Source organism: Pelagerythrobacter aerophilus (genome assembly GCF_003581645.1).
Classification (GTDB): domain Bacteria; phylum Pseudomonadota; class Alphaproteobacteria; order Sphingomonadales; family Sphingomonadaceae; genus Pelagerythrobacter; species Pelagerythrobacter aerophilus.
On the sequence record NZ_QXFK01000018.1, the window covers coordinates 19691 to 45737 of the forward strand.

Annotated in this window: 22 protein-coding genes; 16 read left to right on the forward strand and 6 right to left on the reverse strand. The window is 67.2% G+C overall.

The features are described from left to right. Positions 1-36: 36 nt before the first annotated feature. Positions 37-723, reverse strand: coding sequence for a response regulator transcription factor (locus D2V04_RS10930; RefSeq protein WP_119514241.1), 687 nt, complete (start codon positions 721-723; stop codon positions 37-39). Between the two features lie 416 nt (positions 724-1139). Between D2V04_RS10930 and D2V04_RS10935 the strand changes: the two genes are divergently transcribed. The 4 genes from D2V04_RS10935 (at position 1140) to D2V04_RS10950 (ending at position 4228) form a co-directional block, all read left to right on the forward strand. Continuing rightward, complete coding sequence (locus D2V04_RS10935) at positions 1140-1679, forward strand: hypothetical protein (protein ID WP_147391815.1); 540 nt, start codon at positions 1140-1142, stop codon at positions 1677-1679. 80 nt (positions 1680-1759) lie between these two features. Next, entirely contained in the window at positions 1760-3040 is a 1281-nt protein-coding gene (locus tag D2V04_RS10940) for an Nramp family divalent metal transporter (RefSeq protein ID WP_119513738.1), read from the forward strand. 16 nt (positions 3041-3056) lie between these two features. After that, positions 3057-3686: a uracil-DNA glycosylase family protein gene (locus D2V04_RS10945; protein WP_119513739.1), complete on the forward strand. Its 630-nt coding sequence runs from the start codon at positions 3057-3059 to the stop codon at positions 3684-3686. Next, complete coding sequence (locus tag D2V04_RS10950; protein ID WP_119513740.1) at positions 3683-4228, forward strand: DUF488 domain-containing protein; 546 nt, start codon at positions 3683-3685, stop codon at positions 4226-4228. The genes D2V04_RS10945 and D2V04_RS10950 overlap by 4 nt, the downstream gene beginning before the upstream one ends. Here D2V04_RS10950 and D2V04_RS10955 read toward each other — a convergent pair whose 3' ends face one another. Genes D2V04_RS10955 through D2V04_RS10965 form a run of 3 tightly spaced genes read right to left on the reverse strand, consistent with a single transcriptional unit; the run spans position 4229 to position 7205 of the window. Next, positions 4229-5488: an adenosylmethionine--8-amino-7-oxononanoate transaminase gene (locus D2V04_RS10955; RefSeq protein WP_119513741.1), complete on the reverse strand. Its 1260-nt coding sequence runs from the start codon at positions 5486-5488 to the stop codon at positions 4229-4231. It lies immediately after the preceding gene. Further along, the gene (gene bioD, locus D2V04_RS10960; RefSeq protein WP_119513742.1) at positions 5485-6111 is read right to left on the reverse strand and encodes a dethiobiotin synthase; all 627 of its coding nucleotides are present in this window, start codon (positions 6109-6111) and stop codon (positions 5485-5487) included. The genes D2V04_RS10955 and bioD overlap by 4 nt, the downstream gene beginning before the upstream one ends. Beyond that, the gene (locus D2V04_RS10965) at positions 6108-7205 is read right to left on the reverse strand and encodes an 8-amino-7-oxononanoate synthase (RefSeq protein ID WP_228766384.1); all 1098 of its coding nucleotides are present in this window, start codon (positions 7203-7205) and stop codon (positions 6108-6110) included. The genes bioD and D2V04_RS10965 overlap by 4 nt, the downstream gene beginning before the upstream one ends. Positions 7206-7347: 142 nt before the next feature. On the opposite strand from D2V04_RS10965, the gene D2V04_RS10970 reads away from it, so the two are divergent. The 11 genes from D2V04_RS10970 to D2V04_RS11020 all read left to right on the forward strand — a co-directional run bounded on the left by D2V04_RS10970 (position 7348) and on the right by D2V04_RS11020 (position 19258). Further along, entirely contained in the window at positions 7348-7812 is a 465-nt protein-coding gene (locus tag D2V04_RS10970) for an Rrf2 family transcriptional regulator (protein WP_119513744.1), read from the forward strand. Further along, the gene (locus D2V04_RS10975; protein WP_119513745.1) at positions 7802-8695 is read left to right on the forward strand and encodes an NAD(P)/FAD-dependent oxidoreductase; all 894 of its coding nucleotides are present in this window, start codon (positions 7802-7804) and stop codon (positions 8693-8695) included. Before D2V04_RS10970 ends, D2V04_RS10975 begins: the two co-directional genes overlap by 11 nt. Positions 8696-8698: 3 nt before the next feature. Then, positions 8699-9376: a class I SAM-dependent methyltransferase gene (locus D2V04_RS10980; protein WP_119513746.1), complete on the forward strand. Its 678-nt coding sequence runs from the start codon at positions 8699-8701 to the stop codon at positions 9374-9376. A gap of 49 nt (positions 9377-9425) precedes the next feature. Continuing rightward, complete coding sequence (locus tag D2V04_RS10985) at positions 9426-10022, forward strand: TetR/AcrR family transcriptional regulator (RefSeq protein ID WP_119513747.1); 597 nt, start codon at positions 9426-9428, stop codon at positions 10020-10022. 293 nt (positions 10023-10315) lie between these two features. Then, positions 10316-11581 carry an efflux RND transporter periplasmic adaptor subunit gene (locus D2V04_RS10990; RefSeq protein WP_119513748.1) on the forward strand — a complete coding sequence of 422 codons (1266 nt, stop codon included), beginning with the start codon at positions 10316-10318 and terminating at the stop codon, positions 11579-11581. Positions 11582-11629: 48 nt separating this feature from the next. After that, complete coding sequence (locus tag D2V04_RS10995) at positions 11630-14809, forward strand: efflux RND transporter permease subunit (protein ID WP_119513749.1); 3180 nt, start codon at positions 11630-11632, stop codon at positions 14807-14809. An 8-nt stretch (positions 14810-14817) separates the two neighbouring features. After that, the gene (locus D2V04_RS11000; RefSeq protein ID WP_119513750.1) at positions 14818-16227 is read left to right on the forward strand and encodes an efflux transporter outer membrane subunit; all 1410 of its coding nucleotides are present in this window, start codon (positions 14818-14820) and stop codon (positions 16225-16227) included. Between the two features lie 234 nt (positions 16228-16461). Next, positions 16462-16917 carry a carboxymuconolactone decarboxylase family protein gene (locus D2V04_RS11005; protein ID WP_119513751.1) on the forward strand — a complete coding sequence of 152 codons (456 nt, stop codon included), beginning with the start codon at positions 16462-16464 and terminating at the stop codon, positions 16915-16917. Then, positions 16914-17774, forward strand: coding sequence for a sigma-70 family RNA polymerase sigma factor (locus D2V04_RS11010; RefSeq protein ID WP_119513752.1), 861 nt, complete (start codon positions 16914-16916; stop codon positions 17772-17774). Before D2V04_RS11005 ends, D2V04_RS11010 begins: the two co-directional genes overlap by 4 nt. 102 nt (positions 17775-17876) lie before the next feature. Beyond that, the gene (locus tag D2V04_RS11015; RefSeq protein WP_119513753.1) at positions 17877-18416 is read left to right on the forward strand and encodes an NADPH-dependent FMN reductase; all 540 of its coding nucleotides are present in this window, start codon (positions 17877-17879) and stop codon (positions 18414-18416) included. Beyond that, positions 18413-19258, forward strand: a complete 846-nt coding sequence (locus tag D2V04_RS11020) for an arylamine N-acetyltransferase family protein (RefSeq protein WP_119513754.1) — start codon at positions 18413-18415, stop codon at positions 19256-19258. The genes D2V04_RS11015 and D2V04_RS11020 overlap by 4 nt, the downstream gene beginning before the upstream one ends. 9 nt (positions 19259-19267) lie before the next feature. On the opposite strand, the gene D2V04_RS11025 is transcribed toward D2V04_RS11020, so the two are convergent. Then, positions 19268-22561, reverse strand: a complete 3294-nt coding sequence (locus D2V04_RS11025) for a glycoside hydrolase family 3 N-terminal domain-containing protein (protein ID WP_119513755.1) — start codon at positions 22559-22561, stop codon at positions 19268-19270. 636 nt (positions 22562-23197) lie between these two features. Between D2V04_RS11025 and D2V04_RS11030 the strand changes: the two genes are divergently transcribed. Further along, positions 23198-24457: an MFS transporter gene (locus D2V04_RS11030; RefSeq protein WP_228766385.1), complete on the forward strand. Its 1260-nt coding sequence runs from the start codon at positions 23198-23200 to the stop codon at positions 24455-24457. Between the two features lie 16 nt (positions 24458-24473). Here D2V04_RS11030 and D2V04_RS11035 read toward each other — a convergent pair whose 3' ends face one another. Further along, positions 24474-26021, reverse strand: a complete 1548-nt coding sequence (locus D2V04_RS11035) for an MFS transporter (RefSeq protein ID WP_228766386.1) — start codon at positions 26019-26021, stop codon at positions 24474-24476. Positions 26022-26047 lie beyond the last annotated feature (26 nt).

Sequence of the window (26047 nt, forward strand, 5' to 3'; positions counted from 1 at the left end):
CAGAAGAAGAAGTCGCCAGCGCATGGTACCCCCAAGCTAACCCGTCGGTTCGAGCCGGTACCCATAGCCGTATAGTGGAACAATCCGAAAGCCGTGATCGGCCCGAAGCTTCAGTTTCGCCCGCACTTTCGAAACGTGCGTATCGACCGTGCGCGTCTGCACATCGGGATTTCCGCCCCAGACGGATTCGAAGATGTACGACCGCGACAGGCTGCGGTTGAGATTGCGGAAAAGCAGGAGTGCAAGCGAGAACTCCTTCATCGTGACCGGTATGACCTCGCCGGCAACGCTGACCTCCGCCGCCTGGACATCGAAGCGATACAGGCCGAACTGCTCGAACCTGTCCTTCGGCGGCTCCGGATAGGCGCGGCGCACGACTGCATCGATCCGTGCGAGCAGAACGGCCGGTTGCACCGGCTTGGTCACGTAGTCGTCGACACCGGCGCGGAAAGCGGCGAGGACGTCTTCCTCCACGGAGCGGACTGTGATCATCACGATCGGCGGCGACGCCTCGATCGTATCGGTCACCCAGCGTGCGATCTCGAGCCCCGACATGTCCGGAACGTTCCAGTCGAGCAGCAGCATGTCGATTGTTTCGCTGCGGAGGAACTTCATCAACTGCTTCCCGGTCTCAAAGGTGAAGCAGTGATGCCCGGCTGCGGACAGGGTCGTGTTCAACTGGTCCGCAACGGTGGGGTCGTCTTCGAGAATCGCTATGCGCATCGATACATTCTGCCCCTGGAGGAAACGCTGAAACACGCGTCGGGTCGTCGCACGGAAGGTTCCGCATTCCCTTGCGTCAGTCCGCGCCCTCAGGACATCGTGACGGCCCGTATTCCAAGCGCCAAAGCGTCGATTTTACATTCCTTTACAGTTTGAAGACGGTCGCCCGACGCTTGTATCCTTTGCAGATTCGGTACTGCCGATCCACCGTCTTGCCCGAATTTCTTTGGGCTTGCGCGATCCCCGGGCCGCTGCTCTGAACTTGCGGTGGAGAGGGAGATCGTATGGCAACGTGCAACCGCTGGCGCTTGGCCGCCGTGCTGGCATTGGCCGTCTTCACAGCGTCGAGGGCGCAGGCGCAGGAGCCCCCGTGCGGCTCTGGCGCGCAGTCTGCCGTATGCTTCGGGACGATCGAGGTGCCGGACGATCAGCGGGCGGCCTTCTCACTGGCGGCGAGGCAGGCCGTCGATGCGCTCCACTCCGGGGAGTTCGCCGAGGACCTAGAGGTTTTCATCGCGCGCCATGGAACGGACGGCGAGCATGCCGCGGCATGGGCGGCAGTGGACCCGGCCGCCACCATCGCAGCTTTGAAGGCCGGTATCCCCGGGCAAAGGGTCGCCACTTACGGGGGCTTGCGCGGCTGGTTTCTCAAAACCTTCTTCGGCAACGTGGCCTACGACGGATCGGCCGACGGTCCGATCCTGTTGAACAGGGCGGCATTGCCGCGTTCGGTGCCGTCGATCGCCAACACTTTCGCTCATGAAATCGCGCACCGCGCCGGCTTGCGTCACCCGCACAGCAGCGGCGATCTCGCGACCGCGCGATGCGAGCCGCCCTATGTTATCGGCACGCTTGTCGAGAAACACGCGGCTGGCCCGGACTGGCGGCCGGACAGCGATGACTGCCATCTGTTTCGCAGCCGACCGGCAGTGGCCATGACGGCGCAGGGACTGTAGAGCCACACGCACGAAGACGCGAGCCGAGGGACCGGCGCGAGCCTCGTAGTGAGGCGGATTTGCGAGCGGGGGAGCGACAGTTGCAGCCAGAGGATCGTGCGCCGAGCGAACCGGACAGCGACCGCACGTCCCCTCCGCGCACGAACCGCTGGAAGCTGATCGGCCCCGGCCTCGTCGCTGCGGCCACCGGCGTCGGCGCGGGCGATCTGGTAGCAACGCTCGTCGCAGGTTCGCGGTTCGGCTACGCGCTGCTCTGGGCGGCCGTGCTCGGCTGCATCGTGAAGATCGCCCTGTCGGAAGGCGCGGCGCGCTATCATCTCTCAACCGAATCGACGATCTTCGAAGGCTGGCGCTCGCTGGGTGCATGGACGAGTTGGTACTTCGGCATCTACATTCTCGTCTGGGGCTTCATCTACGGCGCAACCGCGATGAGCGCGACAGCTCTGCCGCTCGCGGTCCTGTTCCCGGTCCTGCCCCTGCCCGCCTGGGCGATCGTCGCCGGCGTCGCCAGCTTCCTGTTCGTCGCGCTCAATCGGTACGAGACCTTCGAACGGGTGATGAAGGTGCTCGTCGCCGTCATGTTCGTGGTCATCACCGGCCTCGCCGTCCTCGTTGCCCCGGGTCTGGGCGGCGTCCTTGGCGGCCTCGTTCCTTCGCTGCCGGAAGGATCGGTGTTCTACACGCTCGGCCTGATCGGGGGCGTCGGCGGGACGATCACCACCGCGGCCTACGGGTACTGGGTGAACACCAAGGGATGGCGGGGGCCAGCGTGGATTCCGATGATGCGGCTCGACAACGGCGTCGCCTATGCGGTCACCGGGACATTCGTCGTCGCAATGCTGATCGTGGGCGCCGAGCTGCTGCACAGTGCGCAGATCGCCCTTGCGGCGGGTGACAGGGGCCTCCTCAACCTCAGCGACGTGCTCGAGGAGCGGTTTGGCCAGCCGGTGGCGATCGCTTTCCTCGTCGGGTTCGCCGCGACGGCGATGTCGTCGCTGTTCGGCGTCTGGCACGGTGTGAGCCTGCTGTTCTCCGACTTCGTCGAGCATATGCGCGGGCAGACCGAGCGGAGCGAACGACCCGAGCGCCAATGGCCATTCCGCGCCTATCTCGCCTGGCTCACCTTCCCGCCGATGCTGCTGCTGTTCTTCGACGAGCCGTTCCTGCTCGTCATCATCTACGGCGTGGTCGGGGCTTTCTTCATGCCGTTCCTGGCGGTCACGCTTCTGCTGCTGCTCAATTCGAAGCGTGTTCCGGCCGAAGATCGCAATGGCTGGCTGTCGAACGGCGTGCTCGCGGCGGCGGCGTTGCTGTTCCTCGTCCTGTGCGTGCAGCAGATCTGGTCGTTCCTCGCGGCGTAAGGGCGCGCGGGATGACATGGATAGTTTCGCGGGGCCGTTCGTTCGCTATCGTGTGACACCTCCTGTGACCGACTTCGACGAACTTGCCGCCTCCGCCCGGGCATGCCGCGCATGCGCCACCGTGCTGCCGGTGGAGCCGCGGCCAGTGTTCCAGATCTCGCCGACGGCGCGGTTGCTGATCGCGGGCCAGGCACCGGGAAGCAAAGTGCACGCATCGGGCGTCCCCTTCGCCGATGCTTCCGGCGACCGGCTTCGCGAATGGATGGGCGTCGCCGACGCCGAGTTCTACGACGCGCGCCGCATCGCGATCCTCCCGATCGGCTTCTGCTATCCGGGCCGCGCGAAGAGCGGCGACGCGCCGCCGCGTCCGGAATGCGCGCAGCTCTGGCGCGAGGACTTGCTGGCGCTGATGCCGCAGATCCGCCTGACTCTGCTGGTCGGCACTTACGCTCAGCGGGACGCACTGGGCCCGGGCAAGATGCGCGAGCGCGTGGGCCGGTTTCGTGATTTCCTGCCCGACTACTTCCCCCTTCCCCACCCGTCATGGCGCTCGCACATCTGGATGCGCGACAATCCCTGGTTCGAAGCCGAAGTCCTGCCTGAGCTCCGCGCGCACGTGCGAGGCGCGCTGGAGGCCGAAACGTGAGTTCGCAAACCGACGCAAAGCCGGTCCATACGATCGGCCATTCGACGCGCACGTTGGAGGAATTCGTCGAGATCCTGCGCGCCGCCGACGTCCGCTGCGTGGTCGATGTGCGGAGCATCCCGCGGTCGCGGACCAATCCGCAATACAACCTCGACACCTTGCCCGAGGCGCTCGGCGAGTGGCAGATCCGGCATCGCTACATCGCGGAACTGGGCGGTCGGCGGTCGCGGCAGCGCGAGGTGGATCCGGAGGTCAACGCCTTCTGGCAGAACCAGAGCTTCCACAACTACGCCGACTATGCCCTGTCCGAGAGCTTTCACACCGGCCTGAGCGAACTCGAGGCACTTGCCGACGAGACACCGTGTGCCATCATGTGCTCCGAAGCCGTCTGGTGGCGCTGCCATCGCCGCATCATCTCGGACTACCTGCTGTCGCGCGGGCGGACGGTGCTCCACCTGATGGGACAGGGGCGTATTGAACCGGCGCGAATGACCGATGGCGCGCGGGTCGTCGAGGAAGGCGTCGTTTATCCTGGCGAATGATCAGCCAGCGAGTTCGTGCAGCGCGCCGGCTATTCCCGCGTAGAGCGCCGCGAGGTCCGTCTCCTCGATGCAATAGGGCGGCATGACATAGACGGTGTTGCCGAGCGGGCGAAGCAGCAGCCCGCCGTCACGGAAGCGGGCGAGCATCCGCGGTCCGACCGCCGAGAGATAGCCGGTGTCCCGCACCTCGACATCGAGTGCGGCGATCGTGCCGATGCGGCGCGCCCGCGCAACGCCGGGCAGCGATGCTGCTTCATCCAGATGTCGCGCCTGCCGGGCCGCAAGATCGTCGATGCGGCCACGAACGGGTTCCTCCCGCCAGATCGCGAGGTTGGCATTGGCCGCCGCACAGGCGATCGGGTTCGCGGTGTAACTCGACGAATGGTAGAGCGCGCGCGAGCGGTCGGTGGAGTAATGGGCGTCGAAGATCGGCGGCGTCGCCATCGTCACGGCGAGCGGGATGGCGCCGCCCGTAAGGCCTTTCGACAGGCACAGGATATCCGGCACGACATCGGCCTGCTCGCACGCCAGCAGCGAACCGGTCCGGCCCCAGCCGGTCATGACTTCGTCCGCGATGAAGAGCACGCCGTGGCGGGCGCAGATCGCCCGCATCTCGGCGAGGACCCGCGGAGTATAGATCAGCATGCCCCCCGCGCCGAGGATCAGAGGCTCCACGATCAGCGCCGCGGGCGCTTCCTCGCGGCAAATGGCCTCGAGCCGGTCGAGCGTCGCCTGCTCGGCCCCATCGTGCGGGAACGGGATCTCGATCACGTCGAACAGCAGCGGCGCATAGGCGCGGTTGAACACGCCGCGCGCGCCGATCGACATCGCGCCGATCGTGTCGCCGTGGTAGCTGTGCTCCATCACCACGATCCGGTGGCGCGGCTCGCCTCGGTGAAGCCAGTAGCCCAGCGCCATCTTGAGCGCGACCTCGACGCTGGTCGAGCCGCTGTCCGAGAAGAACACGTGCGCCAGCGGATCCGGCATCAGATCGACGAGGCCGCGGGCCAGCGTCTCGGCCGGCTCATGCGTCCAGCCTGCGAAGATGACCTGGTCGAGCTTTGCGGCCTGCTCGGCAATCGCCTGCACGATCCGCGGATGGCCGTGGCCGTGTGTGGTGACCCACCACGAGGAAATACCGTCGATGATCCTCCGCCCGTCTTCGGTCCAGAGGATGGCGCCCTCGCCGCGTGTCACCAGCGGGACCGGCTCTTCCAGCCCATGCTGGGTGAACGGGTGCCAGACGGGGCTACGCGTCATCGGAAGTCCTCGAGATCGAAATTGGCATTGAAGGCGGCACGCAGCGCCGCGCCATCGAGCTCGGGCAGATGCGGCAGCCGGCCGAGACGCTTCACGCCGCCGATCCGGCAGATGACCGCCTCGCTGTCCTGATGGGGCTCGCCGACGAACGCAATGCCGTGGATGGCGATCCCGCGCGATCGCAGCGCCTCGATCGTCAGCAGGCTGTGATTGATCGTGCCCAGCGCCGTGCGCGCCACGACGATGACCGGCGCGCGCCAGTCAGCGAAGAGGTCGAGATAGAGGTAATCGGCGCGGAGTGGGACCGCTGCTCCGCCCGCGCCCTCTACGACAAGCGGGCCAGCCACTTCGGGCATTCGCAGGCGAGCGGGATCGATCTCGACCCCGTCGATCTCGGCGGCGCGATGTGGCGAGCAAGGCGTGGTGAGCCGATAGGCTTCCGGCAGAATGCGATCCGCCGGCAAGCCGGACAAGTCGGCCACCGTGCCCCTATCGGTGCCCTCGTCCAGCCCTGCCTGGACCGGCTTCCAGTAGAACGCGCCGAGACTGCCCGCCAGCGCAGCGGAAAACACGGTCTTGCCGACGCCGGTGTCGGTGCCGGTCACCACAAACGTGCGGCTCATGTCAGCACCTCCTCGAGCGTGGCCGCGAGGCCGGCGATATCGTCGAGGCTTGCGTTCAGCGTGACCGAGATACGCAGCCGCGCAGTCCCCGCCGGCACCGTCGGCGGCCGGATGCCGCGCACGTCATAGCCGGCCGCCTGGATCGCCGACGCAGCTGCCATCGCCCGTGCATCGTCACCTATGATGACTGGCAGGATCTGCGTGCCCCGGCAGACCGCACCGAGGGGGCTAAGAAGGCGCGCCGCCTCGTCGATCCGCGCAACGAGCGCCTGGCGGTGTTCGGGCTCGCCGGCGAGAATGCGCAGCGCCTCGCGCACGGCGCTGGCCATCAGTGGCGACGGGGCCGTCGAGAAGATGAACCCCCGCCCCCTGTTGATGAGGAAATCGCGCATGAAAGCGGGACCGGTCAGCAGCGCGCCCTCGCAGCCGAGCGCCTTGCCGCAGGTACGCAGGACGATGACGTTCTCCAATCCCTCCAGATGCGCCGCAAGCCCGCGGCCTTCCGGGCCGAACACGCCGGTCGCATGCGCCTCGTCGATGAGCAGGAAGGCCTCGCGCTCGTCCGCGAGAGCGCGGAAGGCATCGAGCGGTGCCCGGTCGCCGTCCATGCTGTAGAGGCTCTCCAGCGCGATCCAGACGCGGCCCTTCCCGCCGCCGTGGCGCCAGGCACGGATTACGTTCTCGAACGCGGTCGGGTCGTTATGCGTGGCGGCGACGCACTCGGCGCGGCCAAGGCGCATGCCCTCGTGCGCACTGGCATGGACGAGGGCATCGTGGACCACGAGATCGCCGCGTTGTGGCAGCGTCGCGAACAGGGCCGCATTCGCCGCAAAACCGCTGGAAAAGAACAAGACCGCCTCGCTTCCGAGGAAGCGCGCGGCTTCCTCCTCCAGCAGTTCATGCTCCGGGTGATTCCCCCGGAGGAGCCGCGACCCGCCCGATCCCGTGGGCACGCCGCGGTCGAGCGCCTGGCGAATGGCCCGGGCGATCCGCGGCGACCTGGCAAGCCCGAGATAGTCGTTGGACGAGAAGTCCACACCCTGCGGGGGTATCAGCCGGCGCAGCCGCTGCCGGTCGGCAAGGTCAGCGAGCATGCGCCGGTGGTCGGCCGCCAAATCCGTTGCTTCCGAAATCATGCGAGCGCCGTAGCGTCACGCTCCTCGATGACCCAGCTAATTTCTCTTCTCGCAAGCGGAGGAATTGACAAACGGCGACTCACGTATCATTTGAAGTTACATGAAACGCGACAGCCGCCTCTCCGGAGTCCTTCACATCCTGCTGCACATGGCGCGGCAGCCGGGGCCTCGGACGTCCGAGATTCTCGCCCGCGCGATGGAAACCAACCCGGCGGTGGTCCGGCGCCTGATGGCCGGGCTGCGTGAAGCGGGCCTCGTCCGCTCCGAGAAGGGGCATGGCGGCGGCTGGATCATCGCCCGCGATCTCGAACGGATCACGCTGCGCGACATCTACGAGGCGCTGGGCGAACCGGAGATCCTCGCCATGGGCAATCGCACCGAGGCGCCGGGCTGTCTCGTCGAGAAGGCCGTCAACGCCGCGCTCGGCAGCGCTTTCGACGAGGCTGAGGCTCTGCTGCTCCGCCGCTTCGGCGAAGTCACCCTGTCGCAGTTGAATACCGACGTGGTCGCGATGATGCCGGATGCGGCGGACACCATTACCCTGGAGAATGCACATGAAGCATGACGCCGTCATCGTCGGCGGGAGCTTTGCCGGGCTCGCCGCAGCGACTTATCTGGCACGCGCCCGGCGCAGCGTCCGCGTGATCGACACGGGCAAGCCGCGCAACCGCTTCACCGAGGCGTCGCACGGTTTTCTGGGGCAGGACGGCAGCGATCCGCGCCAGATCCTCGACACGGCGAGCACGCAGCTTTCCGCTTACCCGAGCGTGGAGATTCTCGACGGTGAGGCCGTTCAGGCCCGTGCGGATGGCGACGCTTTCCGCATCACACTTGCCGGTGGCGCCGAGCTTACCGCAAGCAAGCTGATCCTGGCCTTCGGACTCCGCGATGTCCTGCCCGATATCCCGGGCCTTCAGGAGCGATGGGGCAAGACGGTGCTGCACTGCCCCTATTGCCACGGGTTCGAGTTCAGCGACCGCGCGCTCGGGGTTCTCTACCGCACCCCGATGTCGGTCCATCATGCGCTTCTGATCGCCGAGTGGGGGCCGACGACGCTGTATCTCAACGGCGCCGATCTCGATCCCGCGGATGCCGAAACGCTCGCCCAGCGCGGTGTCGCGGTCGAGCCGGGTGTCGCGATGCGGCTGGAGGGTGACGGCACCTCGCTTTCGTCGATCGCGCTCGAGGACGGTCGCCACCGGCAGGTCGAAGCGCTCTACATTGCCCCGCAATCCTGTCTCTCCAGCCCCCTCGCGGAACAACTGGGTGTTGCAATCGAGGACAGCCCGTTCGGGCCGCTGATCGGCACCGACGAGAACAAGATGACCTCGGTGCCCGGCGTCTATGCCGCCGGCGATATCGCCCGCGCGCCGCACAGCGTGAGCTGGGCCGTCGCAGATGGGGTGACCGCGGGCACCTCGGCGCACCGGGCGCTGGTGTTCGGCTGATAGATGGATCTGCTGTCTCCCTTCACCGACCCTGCGATGGTCGCGCACTATGCGGAGAGCACGCCGCAGAAGGTGCCCGGCTTCGCGGACCTCCAGCGCATGGCGATGCTGCTGCTTGCCGAGCACGCGCCCGGGCCGGCGGACATTCTCGTGCTCGGCGCAGGCGGCGGACTGGAACTGAAGGCCTTCGCCGATGCGCAGCCGCGCTGGCGGCTGGTGGGCGTCGATCCCTCGGCAGCGATGCTCGATCTCGCCCGCGACGTTCTCGATGGGCGCATGACGCAGATTCGGCTTGTGCACGGCGTGATCGACGACGCACCGGCCGGCCCGTTTGACGGTGCGGCCTGCTTGCTGACGCTCCATTTCCTGCCGCAGGCGGAGCGGCTGCGCACACTGCGGGAGCTTCGGCGGCGCATGGCACCGGGCGCGCCGCTCGTGGTCGCGCATCATAGCGCCCCGAAGGGCAGCGACATTCGGCGCTGGTTGACCCGGTCGATCGCCTTCGCAAACCGCGACGGGGGCGACTTCGCGCAGGCCTCCGCGACCGCCGCAACCATGGCACAGCACCTGCCGGTCCTTCCGGCCGAAGAGGACGAAACGCTGCTGGCCGAAGCGGGTTTTTCCGACATCGCCCTGTTTTATGCCGGCTTTTCCTTCCGCGGCTGGGTTGCCACGGCATGACGGGCGTTAGCTGGACTCTTGTTTGCAGCAACATTACATACCGTTCGATATGGAACAGGTTGCTCAGAGAGGGCGCCCGCGGGAATTCGATACCGACGAGGCACTTGCCAGCGCGCTACGCGTGTTCTGGACGAAGGGGTACGACGGTGCCTCGCTTACCGACCTGACCGAGGCGATGGGGATTACCCGACCAAGCCTCTATGCCGCGTTCGGCAACAAGGAAGCGCTCTTCAAGCGCGCGCTCGATCTCTATCAGGCGGAGAAGCTCGCCTATGTCGAAAGCGCGCTCGAAGCTCCGACCGCGCGCGGCGTGGCCGAGCGCATGCTCTCCGGCACGATCGAGAACATCACCAGCGAATGCCCAGGCTGTCTCGGCGTGATCGCCTCGGTCAGTTGCAGCAACGAGGCGTCGCCGATCCGCGACGATGTTCAGGCCCGCGCGCAGACCGCGCGCTGTGCGATCGTGGAGCGAATGCAGCGCGCGATCGACGAAGGCGATTTCACCATCCCGGTCGAGGCGGAAGCGATGACCCGTTACCTGCTCGCCCTGCTTCAGGGCATCTCCGTTCAGGCAGGTTCGGGCGCGAGTCGGGACGAATTGGAGCGCGTTGCGGAAGCCGCTTTGGCGATCTGGCCGGGGCGCTAAGCGCCTGAAAATGCTGCGCTGCAGAAAAAAGTATCGGTCGGTACAGAACTAGCCCTTGACCTGAACGCCAGATTACATACTTATCAGTATAGAACGTTGCGGGGTGGTTCTGCGCGGGACTCATAGCGTCTCCGTGCGGCTGTCCCTCAGCATCTCTTGCCCGACATCCACGCCCGGAATTCCGGGCCTCTGATTGCTCGAACAGTTTTACTCCTCCGGGTGCCTCGCTCCCCGGAACGGCTGCTTGCGCCCATCGAACGGGCCGGCAGTCGTGCAGAATTGAGGATCGCCAGATGAATGACCTGACGCCCATCGAGATGACGCAACTGGAGGACGCCGAGGATGCGGATCTCCCTGCGCAATCGCGCTCGCGGCGGCGGCTGATGTGGATCGTTCCGCTCATCGTCGCCGTAGCGCTCGCGTGGTATCTGCTGCGCGGCGACAGCGCGCCCGCCGCAGTTCCGCCGCCGCCAGTGGTGACGGTTGCCGCTCCGCTGCAACAGGAAGTGACCGAGTGGGACGACTACATCGGCCGCTTCGAGGCGAGCCGCAGCGTCGAGCTGCGCCCGCGCGTGTCCGGCGAGATCACCGCCGTGCATTTCCGCGATGGCGAGATCGTCCGCAAGGGGCAGCCGTTGTTCACGATCGACCCCCGCCCCTACCGTGCCGCCCTCGCCGAAGCGCAGGCCGGCGTGGCCACCGCACGTAGCGACCTGGCACTCGCCCGCACCGAGCTGGAGCGCGCGCGGCGCCTGATCGACGACAATGCCGTGGCGCAGAGCGAGATCGACGCGCTGGAAGCGCGAGTGACGGCCTCCCAGGCTGCACTGGCGGCAGCGCAGGCACGAGTCCGTTCCCGCAGCCTCGATGTCGAATTCACGACGGTCCGCGCCCCGATCACCGGGCGTATTTCCGACCGCCGTGTCGATCCCGGCAACCTCGTTGCCGCGGGCGATGGCCCCTCCGCCACGCTGCTGACCACGATCAACGCGACCGACCCGCTCTACTTCACCTTCAACGGGTCCGAAGGTCTGTTCCTCGAAGCACGCCGCGAAGGGCGCGAGCGCGGGGCGCAGATCGATATCCGCCTGCAGGACGAAACCGACTACGCCTGGCACGGCACGCTCGATTTCACGGACAATGGCCTCGATCCCAACTCCGGCACGATCCGCGCGCGCGCCGTGGTGCGCAATCCCGACAACTTCCTCTCCCCCGGGATGTTCGGCAACATGCGCATGGCGAGCGGCGGTACCGAGCAAGCCCTGCTCGTGCCCGACACCGCGATCCAGACCGACCAGACGCGCAAGCTGGTGCTGGTCGTCGCCAAGGACGGTACGGTCGCGGCCAAGGAGGTCGAGCTCGGCCCGGTGATCGGCGGCCTGCGCGTGATCCGCAGCGGTCTTTCGCCAAACGACCGCGTCGTCATCAAGGGCACGCAGATGGCCATGCCGGGCGCAAAGGTGACCCCGAAGGCCGGCAAGATCGCCCCGCCCACCTCCGACAAGCCGGAAACTGCCGTTGCCGGGGCACCTCCCGGCGAGGCGACGATCGCCGGCTGACGGCTCCCCTCCTCTTCCTGACCTGATCGATTCCACCAGGAGGCCGCAATGCGCCTGTCCCGTTTCTTCATCGACCGGCCGATCTTCGCCGGGGTGATCGCCGTCATCATCACGCTGATCGGTGCGATCTCGTACTTCTTCCTGCCGGTCTCCCAATATCCGGAGGTCGTGCCACCCACCGTCACGGTGACGGCAACCTACCCGGGCGCCTCGGCCGAAACGGTGGCGGAGACCGTCGCCAACCCGATCGAGCAGGAAATCAACGGCGTCGACGGCATGCTCTACCTCTCGAGCCAGTCGACCGGCGACGGGCGAGTGACGATCACCGTCACCTTCGAGCAGGGCACCGACCTCGACGAGGCGCAGGTGCTCGTGCAGAACCGCGTCGCCATCGCGGAGCCGCGCCTGCCCGAGGAAGTGCAGCGGCTCGGCATCGTCACCCGCAAGACGACGCCGGACTTCCTGCTGATCGTCAACCTGATCTCGCCCGACGGATCGCTCAGCCGCGAATACATGTCGAACTACGCGCAGACCCGGATCAAGGACCGGCTCGCGCGGATCGAGGGCGTGGGCGACGTCCAGCTCTTCGGCAGCCGCGAGCTCGCCATGCGGATCTGGATCGATCCCGGCCGCGCCGCGGCGCTCAACCTCACGGCGGGCGACATCGTTTCCGCCCTGCGCGCGCAGAACGTGCAGGTCGCCGCCGGCATCCTCGGTCAGCAGCCTAGCCCCGAGAGCGCGTTCCAGCTCAACGTCGAGACGCAGGGACGCTTCACCGACCCGGCGCAGTTCGGGAACGTGGTGATCCGCACCGATGCCGACGGGCGCCAGGTGCGCGTCAGCGACGTCGCCCGGGTAGAGATCGGCGCGCAGGACTACAGCACCTCCGCCTATCTGAACGACAACGAGTCCGTCATCATTCCGGTCCTGCAGGAGCCCGGTTCCAACGCCCTCGCCTCGGCCGAGGTGGTCAAGGAAACGATGGACGAACTCGCCGCCGATTTCCCGGCCGGCCTCGAATACCGCATCGTCTACAACCCGACCGAGTTCATCCAGCAGTCGGTCGACGCAGTGGTCGACACACTGCTCGAAGCGGTCGTGCTGGTCGTACTGGTGATCGTCGTCTTCCTGCAGAAGTGGCGCGCCTCGCTGATTCCGGTGCTGGCCATTCCGGTCTCGCTGATCGGCACTTTCGCGGTGTTGGCGGCGCTCGGCTACTCGCTCAATAATCTTTCGCTCTTCGGGCTGGTGTTGGCGATCGGCATCGTGGTCGACGACGCGATCGTGGTGGTCGAGAACGTCGAGCGCAATCTGGAAGCGGGCATGTCTCCCTTGCAGGCTGCCCGCACGTCGATGGACGAGGTCGGAGCGGCCCTGGTCGCGATCGTGTTGGTGCTCTGCGCCGTATTCGTGCCGACGCTGTTCATCGGCGGCCTGTCGGGCGCCTTCTACCAGCAGTTCGCGGTGACGATCTCGGCGGCGACGGTGATCTCGCTGATCGTCTCGCTGACCCTCTCGCCCGCTCTATCCGCCCTGCTGCTTCGCCCGCACCAGCACGCTCCCGAAGGTGCCCGCTGGCGCCGGACGATCGAGCGCGCCGGCGACGCCTTCAACCGCATGTTCGACCGCTTCAGCGAAAGCTACGGCCGATGGACTGCGCGGATGGTCGCCATGCCCCGGCGCATGATGGCCGCCTATGCCGGTCTGATCGCGCTGACCGGCGCCGCGCTGTGGATGACGCCGACCGGCTTCGTTCCGCAGCAGGATCAGGCGTACTTCCTGACCGTGGTGCAGCTCCCGGCAGGGTCCGCCACCTCGCGCACCGATGCAGTGATGAAGCAGGTGGCCGACCGCGTCCTGCCGATCGACGGAATCGACGGTGTCGTCATGCTCTCGGGCTTCGACGGCACGTCCGAGACGCAGTCCGCCAGCTCCGCCGCCGCCTACTGGGTGCTCGACGACTTCGACGAGCGCGCGGACAAGGGACAGACCGTCGACGCACTGATCGCCGAGGCGCAGAAGGCGACCGCCGACATCAGCGAGGCGCGCCTGATGATCGTCAAGCCCCCCGTCATCCGCGGCATCGGCTCGGCCGGCGGTTTCCGCATGATGGTGCAGGACAAGAACGGCCAGGGCTATCGCGAGCTCGAGAAGATCGCCCAGGCGGTCATCGCGAAGGCCAACGAGCAGGAAGGACTCGCCGGCGTCTATACCTTCTTCGAGACCGGTACGCCGCGCGTGCGCGCCGATATCGACCGGGACAAGGCGCAGATCCTCGGCGTTTCCCCGTCCGACATCTTCAACACGCTGCAGGTCTATCTCGGCTCGGCCTTCATCAACGACTTCAACCTGCTCGGCCGCACATACCGCGTGACCGCGCAGGCCGACGCCCAGTTCCGCGACAACCCGGCGGACATCGCCAACCTGCACATGCGCTCCGCCAACGGGGCGATGGTGCCGATAGGATCGGTCGCAACGCTGAGCGACACGACCGGACCCTACCGGGTCACCCGCTACAATCTCGCACCGGCGGTCGCGGTCGACGGCGATACGGCACCCGGCTTCTCCTCGGGCCAGTCGCTGGACACGATGGAGGCGGTCGCCGGCGAGGCGCTGTCGCGCGGGTACGACTTCGAATGGACGGGCATCGCCTACCAGCAGAAGTTCGCCGGCAACACCGCCGCGCTGGTCTTCGCGCTCGCCGTGCTGCTCGTCTTCCTCGTCCTCGCGGCGCAGTACGAGAGCCTGGTCATGCCGCTCTCGATCATCCTGATCGTGCCGATGTGCCTGCTCGCGGCGATGATCGGGGTGAACTTGCGCGGGATGGACAACAACGTGCTGACGCAGATCGGCCTGGTCGTGCTGATCGCACTGGCGGCGAAGAACGCGATCCTGATCGTGGAATTCGCCCGTCAGGGCGAGGAGCAGCACGGGCTCTCGCCGGCTCAGGCGGCGGTCGAGGCGGCGAAGACCCGCCTGCGCCCGATCCTGATGACCAGCTTCGCATTCATCCTCGGCTCGGTGCCGCTGGTGATCGCAACCGGGGCCGGCGCCGAGCTGCGGCAGGCGCTGGGAACGGCGGTGTGCTTCGGCATGCTGGGCGTGACCGGTTTCGGCCTGATCTTCACCCCGACCTTCTACGTCGTCTGCCGTGCCCTGGGCGATCGCATCGCCCGCCTGCGCGGCGGCCGCAGCAGCGGCGATTACGCCCTACAGCCTGCCGAATAGGTGCCATAATGAAGTTCCGTTCCCTTGCTCTCTCGACCCTTTCCGCGCTCGCCCTTTCGGGGTGCGCGGTGGGGCCGGACTACGCCCCTACTCCCCCCCGCCCCGCGTCGTCCGGCCCTTTCCTTTCTGCGAGCGATCCGGTGTTCACGCCTGCACCGCTGCCCGCCGACTGGTGGCGTCTCTACGACGACCCCGTGCTCGACTCGCTGGTGCAGGACGCGCTGAGGGCGAACACCGACGTGCGCCAAGCGGTGGCCCGCATCGAGCGCGCCCGGGCCGGTCTGCGCGGTGCGCGCGGCGACCGCCTGCCGCAGAGCTCGATCGGCGCCGGCGGCACTTACGGCCGGGCGCCGGAAGGCCAGGTGCCCCCCGGTGCGGACCGGGAGGACTGGTCCTACGATGCCGGGATCGACGTCTCCTACGAAGTCGATCTGTTCGGACGGGTGAGCCGCGGCATCGAGGCGGCGCAGGCCGATCTCGCCGCGAGCGAGGCCGACGCGGATGCGGTGCGAGTCATGGTCGTCGCCGACACCACGCGCGCCTATGCGGATGCCGCCTCGGGCGCCGAACGGCTCCGCGTGGCGCGCGAGATCGTCGCACTGCTGGACCAATCGCTCACGCTCACCCGCAAGCGGTACGAGGCCGGGCTCGAAAGCGGCCTCGCGGTCGCCCGCATCGCTACCCTGCGCGACCAGCGCGCGGCGGACATCCCCTTGCTCGAGGCCGCGCGTGCCTCCGCCCTGTTCCGCCTCGCCACGCTGACCGGGCGCGCGCCGGCGGAACTGCCGCCGATCGCCGGGGAACGCAGCATCGTGCTCGAGATCGAGCAGCCGTTGCCGGTCGGCGACGGGGCACAGCTCCTCGCGCGCCGGCCCGACGTGCGCGCGGCCGAACGGCGCCTCGCCGCGTCGACGGCGCGGATCGGGGTGGCGACCGCCGATCTCTATCCGCGCATCACCTTCGGCGCCTCGGCCGGGTCGACCGGGCCCGACATCGGCGACATCTTCACCGGCGGCCCGCTGCGCTGGCTGCTCGGGCCGCTGCTGAGCTGGACGTTCCCCAACCAGGAACCGGTGCGCGCCCGGATCGATGCGGCCGAGGCCGATACCAAGGGCGCGCTGGCGGCCTTCGACGGCGCCGTCCTGACCGCGCTGGAGGAAACCGAGACCGCGCTGTCCAACTACGCCCGTGCGATCGAGCGCCGCCGCGCGCTGCAATCGGCGAGCGAGGAAGCGGAACGGGCTTTTCGCATCGTCGGCGCACAGCAGCGCGAGGGGCAGATCAACTCACTCGACCGGCTGGACGCCGAACGCACTCTCGCGGAAACGCGGGCGCAGCTCGCGGCTCAGGACGCCGAAGTGTCGCGCGCGCAGATCGACGTGTTCCGCACGCTGGGCGGCGGATGGGCTGGCGATTGAGGGGATAATCCCTCGCAATGCCTTGAGCGGAGCGCGTCCGACAGGTCGCCCACCCCGCTGCGACTAGCCTCGCCCGCGGCTCGGCAAGTCTCGCTCCCCTCCCGCTTGCGGGAGGGGTTGGGAGTGGGTGATGCGCCTTTTGCAAAGCGATAGCCGCCAAACTTTTTTCAGCCCGATGTCACATTCGGCGGGGGCCATCTCGTCTTGGTTGCGGAACCCACAAGGAGACCGACCATGACTGCCAAGATTGACCCTTTCTCTGCCGCTCCCGCTCTGATGAAGGACTGGCTCGATACTTCGACCCGTGTTGCGGGCAGCCTCGAGCCATCGCTGATCGAGCTGGTGAAGATCCGCTCGTCGCAGATCAACGGTTGCGCCAACTGCATCAACATGCACACCGCCGAGGCACGGGCCAAGGGCGAGACCGAGCAGCGGATCTATCTTCTCTCGGCCTGGCAGGAGGCGCCGTGCTATTCCGAGCGCGAACGCGCCGCCCTCGCCTGGACAGAGGCATTGACGCGGTTGTCCGAAGGGCACACGCATCACCAAGCCTACGAAGCCCTGCAGGCGCAGTTCACCGAGGAGGAGCAGGTGAAGCTCACCCTGATGATCAACGTGATCAACGGCTGGAACCGCCTCGCGGTCGGCTTCGGTCTGTGGCACGAGCCTGCCGTCCGGGCGGCGGCGTGACCGGCACGGCGCAAGCCGACGAGGCCGCAGCGGGTTTCGACCCGCTGCGGCCGATGCTGCTGCGCCTCGGCTATCGCATGCTCGGCTCGGTTGCCGATGCCGAGGACGTGGTGCAGGAGGCTTTCATCCGCTGGATGCGCTCCGACCGTTCCGAAGTACGCGAGCCCGAGGCTTTCCTGCGCCGTACGGTGACCCGGCTGTGCCTCGACCAGCTCAAGTCCGCCCGGCAACGCAGGGAAACCTATGTCGGCCCGTGGCTCCCCGAACCGATCGTGGAGGAAGAGGACGAGGAGGACGTCACCCTGCCGCTGATGCTGGCGCTCGAACGGCTCTCGCCGCTGGAGCGCGCGGCGTTCCTGCTGCACGACGTGTTCGGCCTGTCCTTCGATGAAGTGGCGGCGACGGTGGGGCGCGATACGGCCGCATGCCGGCAGCTTGCTTCACGGGCCCGCGCACACGTCCGCGACGCGCGGCCGCGCTACAAACTGGAGAAGACGCGCGGCCTCGAACTGGCCGAAGCATTTTACGCCGCTTCGAGAAGCGGCGACATGAGTGCGCTCGGTGCGCTGCTGGCGGCGGATGTCAGCATGCACGCGGACGGCGGAGGCAAGCGTCCGGCGGCGCCGCAGCCGATCATCGGGTTCGACCACGTGATGAAGGTACACAAGGCGCTGGCTGCCCTGTTCGTCAAGCGCCACTCCACGCTCGTGCGGACCGGCTTCATCAGCGGCCTGCCCGGCTTCGTGACGCGGGAATCGGACGGGGAACTGCAGACCACTGCGTTCGAGATCGAGGACGACCGGATTGTCGCGATCTACGTCATGCGCAACCCCGACAAGCTGAAGCACCTTCACTAGACTGATTTCTGTGAGCGGAATTTCCGTTTATCGCTGTGCTTGACCTAAACCTTACTTGAAGTTTCATAAGCACGTCCTCTACTCGCTTTAAGGAGGAACACGATGCATCATCCGCTACGGCTTGGCCTGATCTATGGAAGCGCGCGACCCGGCCGATTCTGCGATACGATTGCCGCGTGGATCACCGAGCGCCTGAATGCCGATGGCGGCTTCGAGCTCGACCCGATCGACCCCCAGGCCGTCAATGCTCCGGCGCTGGTGGAGAAGATCGAACGGGCCGATGCCTTCATCGTCGCCACGCCCGAATACAACCACAGCTTCCCTGCCCCGCTGAAGGAACTGATCGATGCGGCCCGCGCCGAATGGGAGGCGAAGCCGGTGGCGTTCGTCTCCTACGGCGGCGTTTCGGGCGGTCTGCGTGCGGTCGAGCATCTGCGCGGCGTCTTCGCCGAGCTGCACGCGGTCGGCATCAGGGACACGGTGAGCTTCGTCAACGCGTGGGAGCAGTTCGACGGCGAAGGGCGGCTGCAGTATCCGGAGCGAGCCGAAGCGTCGATGCGACTGATGCTCCGCCGGCTGGTATGGTGGAGTCTCGCGCTGCAAGAAGCCCGCGCGGCGCGGCCCTATGGAGAGGCGGCATGAGCGCGGTCGTGCTCCCCCAACGCGAATCGCCAGCCGTTGACCTCCGCGCCTATTGCGCCAGGATCGGCTATTCGGGGCCGCTCACGCCCACGCTGGAAGCGCTTGCTGCCTTGCAGGAGCTTCACCCGGCATCCATTCCGTTCGAAGCGATCGACGTGCTGCTGGACCGCGGCATCGATCTCGCCCCGGCCGCAGTCGACGCCAAGCTGGTCGGCGCACGGCGTGGCGGGTACTGCTACGAGCACAACGGGCTGTTCAAGCGCGTGCTGGAGGCCATCGGGTTCGAGGTCGAGGGCCTGATCGCACGGGTCAACTGGATGTCGCCGCCCGATGCGCCGCTGCGTCCGCCGTCGCACATGGCGCTCCGCGTTACGATCGACGGCGAGCCATGGATGGCGGACGTCGGTTTCGGAAGCTGCGTGCCGACGGCGCCTCTGCGCCTCGACAGCGCGGAGCCGCAGCAGACCGGGCACGAGGCCTTTCGTTTCGTGCCCGTTGCTGGTGAATTGCAGCTCGAGGCGCTTATCGAGGACGAATGGGGGCCTACCTACCGGATCACGGGCGCGCCGCAGATGGACGTCGATTACGAGCTGGCCAACTGGTACACCGCGACCCATCCGAGTTCGCATTTCCGCCATCGGCTGATCGTCACCCGCACCACTCCGGAGGCGCGCCACGTTCTTGCCGGGCGGCGCCTGACAGTACGCGCGGCCGACGGCACGGCCGAACGCCGCATTCTCACCGCCGACGAGATCGAGTGGGAACTGGCGGAGCGCTTCACCCTTCCCGTCGCGCCCGAATGGAGACCGGTGATCGAGCGCGCGGCAGCGACGGAGGACTAGCTGCGGCCGTCACTCGGCAGCGTGAACACGAACCCAGTCGACCTCCATTGTGATCTCGCCCGCCTTGATCCGCTCGACCGTCTCGGCCGGCAGACCGTTGTACGGCTCCTCGATCCCATTCGTCTTGAACGGGTAGGCGCCGCCGAGCGCGAAGTTGAGGATCACGAACTTGGGCGTGTCGAAGACCCATTGGCCGTAATGCTCCACCATCGGCCGGGTGGCGCGGTAGATGGTGCGGTCGTCGACGGTGAACACGATCTCGCTGTCGGACCACTCGACGGCGTAAACGTGCCACTGGGTGACGTCCGTGCCATCTTCGAAGAAGTGCTTGTTCACCAGCGGAGTTTCGCCCGAGTAGCCGGGACCGTGCAGCGCGACGCCGACCCAGTCCTTCTCGCCGACGTATTCGAGGATGTCGATTTCGCCCGTATCGGGCCAGTTGCCATTGCCGAGCAGCCAGAAGGCCGGCCACACCCCTTCCGCATCGGGCATGCGGATGCGGGCGGCGGCGCGGCCATGGGTGAAGTCGAACTTGCCGCGCGTATTGATGCGGCCCGAGACGAAGTCCGCCACGCGGCCGGTCGGCGTCTCGAAGCCTTCGCTGAACCGAGGTTGCAGCACCAGCACGCCGTCTTCCGCTCCGGGCACCGCACCTGCGGGCAGAAAACGGATGGTCTCCGGTGAATCGACATAGGCCTGCTGCTCGTTGTTGACCCAGAATTCCGGGCCGACGACGCTCCACTTGTCGCGGTCGAGCGAACCGGCGTTGAAGTCGTCTGAAAAAATCAGTGCCCCCCGATTTTGTGCGTCCGCGCCCGACCAGCGGGTGCAGTCGGGATCCTCCTGCCCCTCCTCCAGCCGCGCTTCGAGCAGCGTCAGCGCAAGACCGCGGTCACCGTCGATCCGGACGACGTTGCCAACCGTTTTCAGCACCTCTCCCTCCGCGAACAGACAGCGCAGCGGCACACGCAGCGTGGCAACTTCGCCGCGCGGCGCCGCAGCGAGCCAGGAGGTCAGCGGGACCGATTGGCCGTGCATCGCCAGCTGTGCCTCGCCGCTCCCCGGATCGTCCACACGCATGTCGATCCGCAGCACATCGCCGGCTTCATGCTGTGCCGAGAGATTGGCCGGCGGGCCTTCGATCAGGACTTGCCCGGCTCCGGACCAGGTAAAGGCCTTGCCGTCTTCCTGTGCGGTCACGTCGACCGAGCGAACCGCGACGGCCCCACCCGGGCTGGCTGCCGCGCCCGGCCCGACCGGACGCTTGCCGCCCGCGTCGGCCACTGCCAGCACCCAGGGATCCTGCGCTCGCCCGTCGGCGAAGAAGGTCTCCAGATTGAGCGCCTCTGCCAGATCGATGCCGAGATCTTCCGACAACTGCGGAATGGTTTGCGATGCGGCATAAGTCAGGCCGTAGCCGCGGTCGAACAGCGGCTCCGTGACCGGAGAGCGCGCGTCGGCCGGCCAGTCGAACGGCAGCGTGCCGCTGAAGTCCCGCGCCGGCTCGCCCGAGCGGCGCGCCACGAGGACGTCGGCAATGCCGTTCGCCTGCGTGCCCGGCAGCCAGGCGGCGACGAAGGCATCCGACGCGTTGATCTCCGGGCTGGTGAACATCGGGCGGCCCGAAAGGAATATCGAGACGACCGGAATGCCCTGCCCCTTCAAGCGCCGGAGCAGCGCGAGATCTTCGGCTCCGATCGGCTGGTAATCGAGTGTGGGAACGTCGCCCTGCATCTCGGCATAAGGGGTCTCGCCAAGCACGACCACGGCAACGTCCGGACGGCTGTCGAACGATCCGTCGGCGGACAGCGTGGCCGTTCCCCCGGCATCATCTATCGCGCTCGAGAGCGCTTGCCAGATCGTCTGGCCGTTGGGGAAGTCGGCCTTGGCCACGTCCGTGCCCTGCCAACTGATAGTCCAGCCCCCGTTCTGCATCGCCATGTTGTCGGCGCCTGGCCCAGCAACGAGCACCTTCGCGCCGGGGCGGATCGGCAGGACGGACCCGTTGTTCTTCAGCAGGACGAGCGACTTGGCGACCGCTTCGCGCGCGAGGGCCAGATGGTCGGCCGAGCCGATCGCCGAATAGTCCGCGCGCTCGCGCAGCGGATCGTCGAGCAGGCCCAGCTTCGCCTTGACCCGCAGGATGCGGCGCACCGCGTCGTCGATGCGCGCCATCGGGATCGTGCCGTCGCGCGCCTGGGCGAGCGTACTTGTATAGAGCGCCTTCCAGCTATCGGGCGCCATGAACATGTCGAGTCCTGCGTTGATCGCGGCGGCGCACGAAGTGACGGTACAGCCGGCGACCTGGCCGTGACCGTTCCAGTCGCCGACCACGAAGCCGTCGAAGCCCATCCGGTCCTTCAGCACGTCGGTCAGCAAGCTATGGTTGCCGTGATGCTTGACGCCGTTCCAGCTCGAGAAGCTGGCCATCACCGTTAGCGCGCCCGCCTCGATCGCGACCGGATAGCCCGCGGCGTGAATGCGGACGAGGTCCTCTTCGGAAATCGTCGCGTCGCCCTGGTCGACGCCGTTGTCGGTGCCCCCATCGGCGAGGTAGTGCTTCGCGGTAGCCGCGACCTTGCCTTCGGCAAGCGGGACGCCTGCCTTCAATTCCCCCTGCAGCCCCTGCACCATCGCTTCTGCATAGGCTGCTACGAGCTTCGGATCGGAGGAGTAACCCTCGTAAGTCCGCCCCCAGCGCGGGTCCTGCGGAACCGCCAGCGTTGGGGCGAAGGTCCACTCGATCCCGCTCGCCGCGATCTCGCGCGCGGTCGCCGCGCCGATGCGGCGGATCAGGTCGACGTCGTGCGCAGCGCCGAGCCCGATGTTGTGCGGGAAGACGGTCGCGCCCGGAATATTATTGTGGCCGTGGACCGCATCGACACCGAAGATGATCGGAATCGCCAAGCCGTCGCCCGCGTTGGCCAGCGACGCGGTGCGGAACTCACGCACGAGGCGGTTCCAGTCCGCGGCGCTCGCGCGTTCGTTGCCATAGGGCCCGCTGTTGCCACCCGCGAGGATCGAGCCGACCGGATAGGCGGCGAGGTCCGCAGGTTCGATCGCGCTGATGTCGGCCTGAATGAGCTGCCCGACTTTCTGCTCCAGCGTCATCTTTGCGAGTAAGCCCTCGATCCGCGTCTCGGTCGCAGGATCGGTCAGCGCGTCGGGCGAGGAAGCGGCCGGCCATAGTTGCGGGTCGGCTTCAGCCTGCGGTGTGGAGACCGACGTTGCGTCCTGCGCCATGGCGCCTCCGCAGGCCGTGACCAGCAGACCCAAGGCCGCCATTTCGATGCGCCAATTCATTATGATCCTCCCCCGGTGCGAATGTTCTTTTCGAGTAGAGCGCACGCCAGGCTGACGGTGGGCCGGCGCTCCGATATCTTCGGCCGCGTCGGCGTCGAAGAACGTGTCCGCCTTGTGCCTGTGGCGCGAAAGCCGGGGACCGTTCCAGCGACCGATCCGCGGACGTCGACAGGGGCTCACGGAACGCGGGCTGAAGCCGGACAAAATAACCCTCTCGAAACATATCGGCGGGGTGTCCCCGCTCATTCCCAAATCATTGCCTACACACCGTTGTGATCGTTCTCAAGAAAAAGATGAACATTCACAATTTGCCGGTCGGAGCCGAGCTGAACCCGAGCAAGAGAACACGAGCTGGACCGCGGCCGGCCCATCGGGATGGGCGGGCGCAATGCGATGGCCAACACGCTGCCGATGGACAAACTCGGGGGAGAGATCGACGGGATCAACGCTTCCTCCCCACAGCGGCGTTGACCGCGAAGGGAAAAGGGTTTCGAACGAGAACTGCGACATCGAAAACGGAACCCGAATCGCGGGTCCGCGATCTCGCATCAGGGAGAGCGCCACCATGATCCGAAACACTCGCCGTTCGTCGACCGCCGTGGACCAGGCCTGAAACGCCGCGCCGATCATTCGTCGATGACTTCCGGACGCACGACCAGCATGCCGCTGACGGCACCCACCGTTCCAGTGGACCACGGGAAGGACGCCGCTCCCCCCACGCGGCAATCCACCCGCTTCCTCTACCTCTACGCGCTTGCCGCCGCGGGCGGCGCGGTTGCCTATGTTCCTTTTCTGACGATCCTTCTCCCGGTCAGAGTGTCGTCGCTCACCGGGGAGGACGCGGTTTCCGTACTCGCCTACACCGCCTTCGCCGGAGCGACCGCGGCAAGCCTGGCGAACATCGCGTTCGGCTGGCTCAGCGACCTGACCGGCGATCGCCGCCCATGGATTGTGGCGGGACTCGTCCTGTCGTGCCTGCTGCTGTTGTCGGTGAGCACGGCGACCAGTGTGCCGGTGCTGATCGGGGTCATCGTGCTCTGGCAGATCTGCCTCAACATGATGCTGGCGCCGTTGGCGGCCTGGGCGGGAGACCTGGTGCCGGACAGCCAGAAGGGGCTGCTGGGCGGCCTCCTGTCCTTCGCACCGGCGCTCGGCGCGCTATCGGGTGCGCTCGTCACTTTGCCGGCGATGGCCTCACCTGACGAGAGGCTCGGCCTCGTCGCGGCCATGGTCATCGGCCTCGTCTTGCCCGCCCTCCTGTTCGGCGCGCCCCGCCCCATGCCGCAGCTCATGGCGCGGCGGGAGCCTGCGGAAGCCGACGAGAGCAAGGCCGCCACAGGCGGAACGGCGGTTGCACGCATGTGGCTGGCGCGCCTGCTGGTCCAGATCGCCGAGGCCATGCTGTTCGCCTACTTGCTGCTCTGGTTCCGCAGCATCGAGCCCGGCTACAGCGACAACGACACCGCCACGCTGCTTTTCATCGTCCTCGGCGTCGGCGTGCCCCTGGCGCTGCTGACCGGCCGCTGGTCCGACAAGGCCGACCGGCCGATCGCCCCGCTGGCCGCGGGCGCCGGTATCGCGGCGGTCGGACTGCTGGTCATGGCGCTCGCCCCTTCATTGACGCTGGCGATCGCCGGCTACGTGGTCTTCGGCCTCGCCAGCACCGTGTTCCTCGCGCTCCATTCCAGCCAGACCCTGCGCGTCCTGACCAAGCCTCAGACGCGGGGACGAGATCTCGGGTTGTTCAACCTGACCAATACCGTCCCGTCACTCATCATGCCGTGGTTCGCGCTGGCACTGGTGCCTGCGTTCGGCTTTGCCGCGCTCTTCCTGCTACTCTCCGGATTGGCGCTGCTGGCGTGCATTCTGCTGCTGAGCATAGCGCGCCGGACCTAGCGCACCGCCGAGTGCTCTAGGCCTCCAGATCGCGCAGGCTGCGCCCGCGCGTCTCGCGCCCGGCCCAGGCGACGAGCCCGCCCGAGGCGGCCATCGGGACGAGCAACCCCAGTGCCGCTCCGCCCAACGTCGGGATCAGACCGACCAGCGCGAAGACCTGAACGGCGACGCCGCCGAACTTGCTGCTCGCCGCCACCAGCCCGGTTGCCCGCCCCCGCGTGCCGAGCGGATAGTTCTCGGCGGTATAGGGCAGGAGCACCGCGATCATCCCATTCGTGCCCATGATCAGCATGGCGATCACCACCAGCAGCAGCGGCTCCCAGGAAAGCAGCTCCGGAGGGAGCAGTGCGCCGACCAGGCCGACCAGCGTGAGCGTGATCGTCCCCACCAGCGTCCACTTGCTGCTCCAGCGGCTGTAGAGCCAGGCGGCCAGCATCACCGTCGGCAGGGCGACCAGCGCCGAGCTCGCGATCGTCCCGCTCGCCAGTTCGGCCGAGTAGCCGCGCGCCTGCAGGTCGCTGGGCAGCCACAGCAGCAGGCCGAAGTTGACGAAGCTCCACGACAGCGCCGCGATCGCGAGCGCGAGCGTCAGGCGCCCATGTCGTTGGTGTGCGACCGGCGCATCCGCGGGCGGTGAAGCTCGGCCCCGCGGCACGATCCCGAATTTCCGTTGCATACTCGCAAGCTCGGCATGGCGCCCCCGCTCCGCCAGAAACCGCGGCGATTCCGGGATGAGCCGGGCCAGGGCGAGCAGGAGAATCCCGGTCGGAAATCCCTGCAGCCACAGTGCGCGCCAGCCGAACACGGGCTCGAAGAGGTGGGCCGAAGCGCTGGCGGCGAGATAGCCCCCGACGAGGCCGGTCCCGCCCACCAGGACCAGTACCCAGCTCCGGTGCCGGGGTGGCATGACTTCAGCGAGCAGCGCATAGACCACCGGCAGCATGCCCCCAGCGGAAACGCCCATCAGGAAGCACATGACGAGGTTCCACTCGAAGGCGGGCATGGCGCCGCAGATCGATGTCGAGACGAACAGGATCGTGGAGAGCAGGATCGAGACTCGCCGGCCGTAGACGTCGGCAAGCCAGCCCCAGATGAAGGAGCCGACCGTCGTACCGATCAAGGCAATGAGGGGTAGCAGCGCTGCGGTCGAAGCGGTGATCCCATACTCGCCGGTCATGCCCGGCAACACGAAACCGAGCGTTGCCGGCTTCATGACATCGATCACCAGCCCGAGGGTGAGGACGATCAATACACCGGCGTGCCAGCGATTGAGCGGCGTCGAATCGGGCGCTTCATAGCTGGTCCCGGCATCGTCGGCGTGCCTCGGCCTCCGCTTCGGCAGTGCGCCGTAACAGGCGAGGGGCGCGCCGATCACGATCAGCGCCATGCCGAGGTACATCCATGGGTCCATCGCCATTCCCACCAGATGGTTGTCCATGGCATGCGCATGCGCCAGCATCGGCAGGTGGAGCAGCACGCCCAGGCTGATCGCCGCGCATCCGGCCCAGAACCAGGCGCCACGCTCACCGATGACCGAACCCGGCCGTCCCCCCATCTCGTCCATAACCGCGCGAGTAAGCCGCTTTGAGC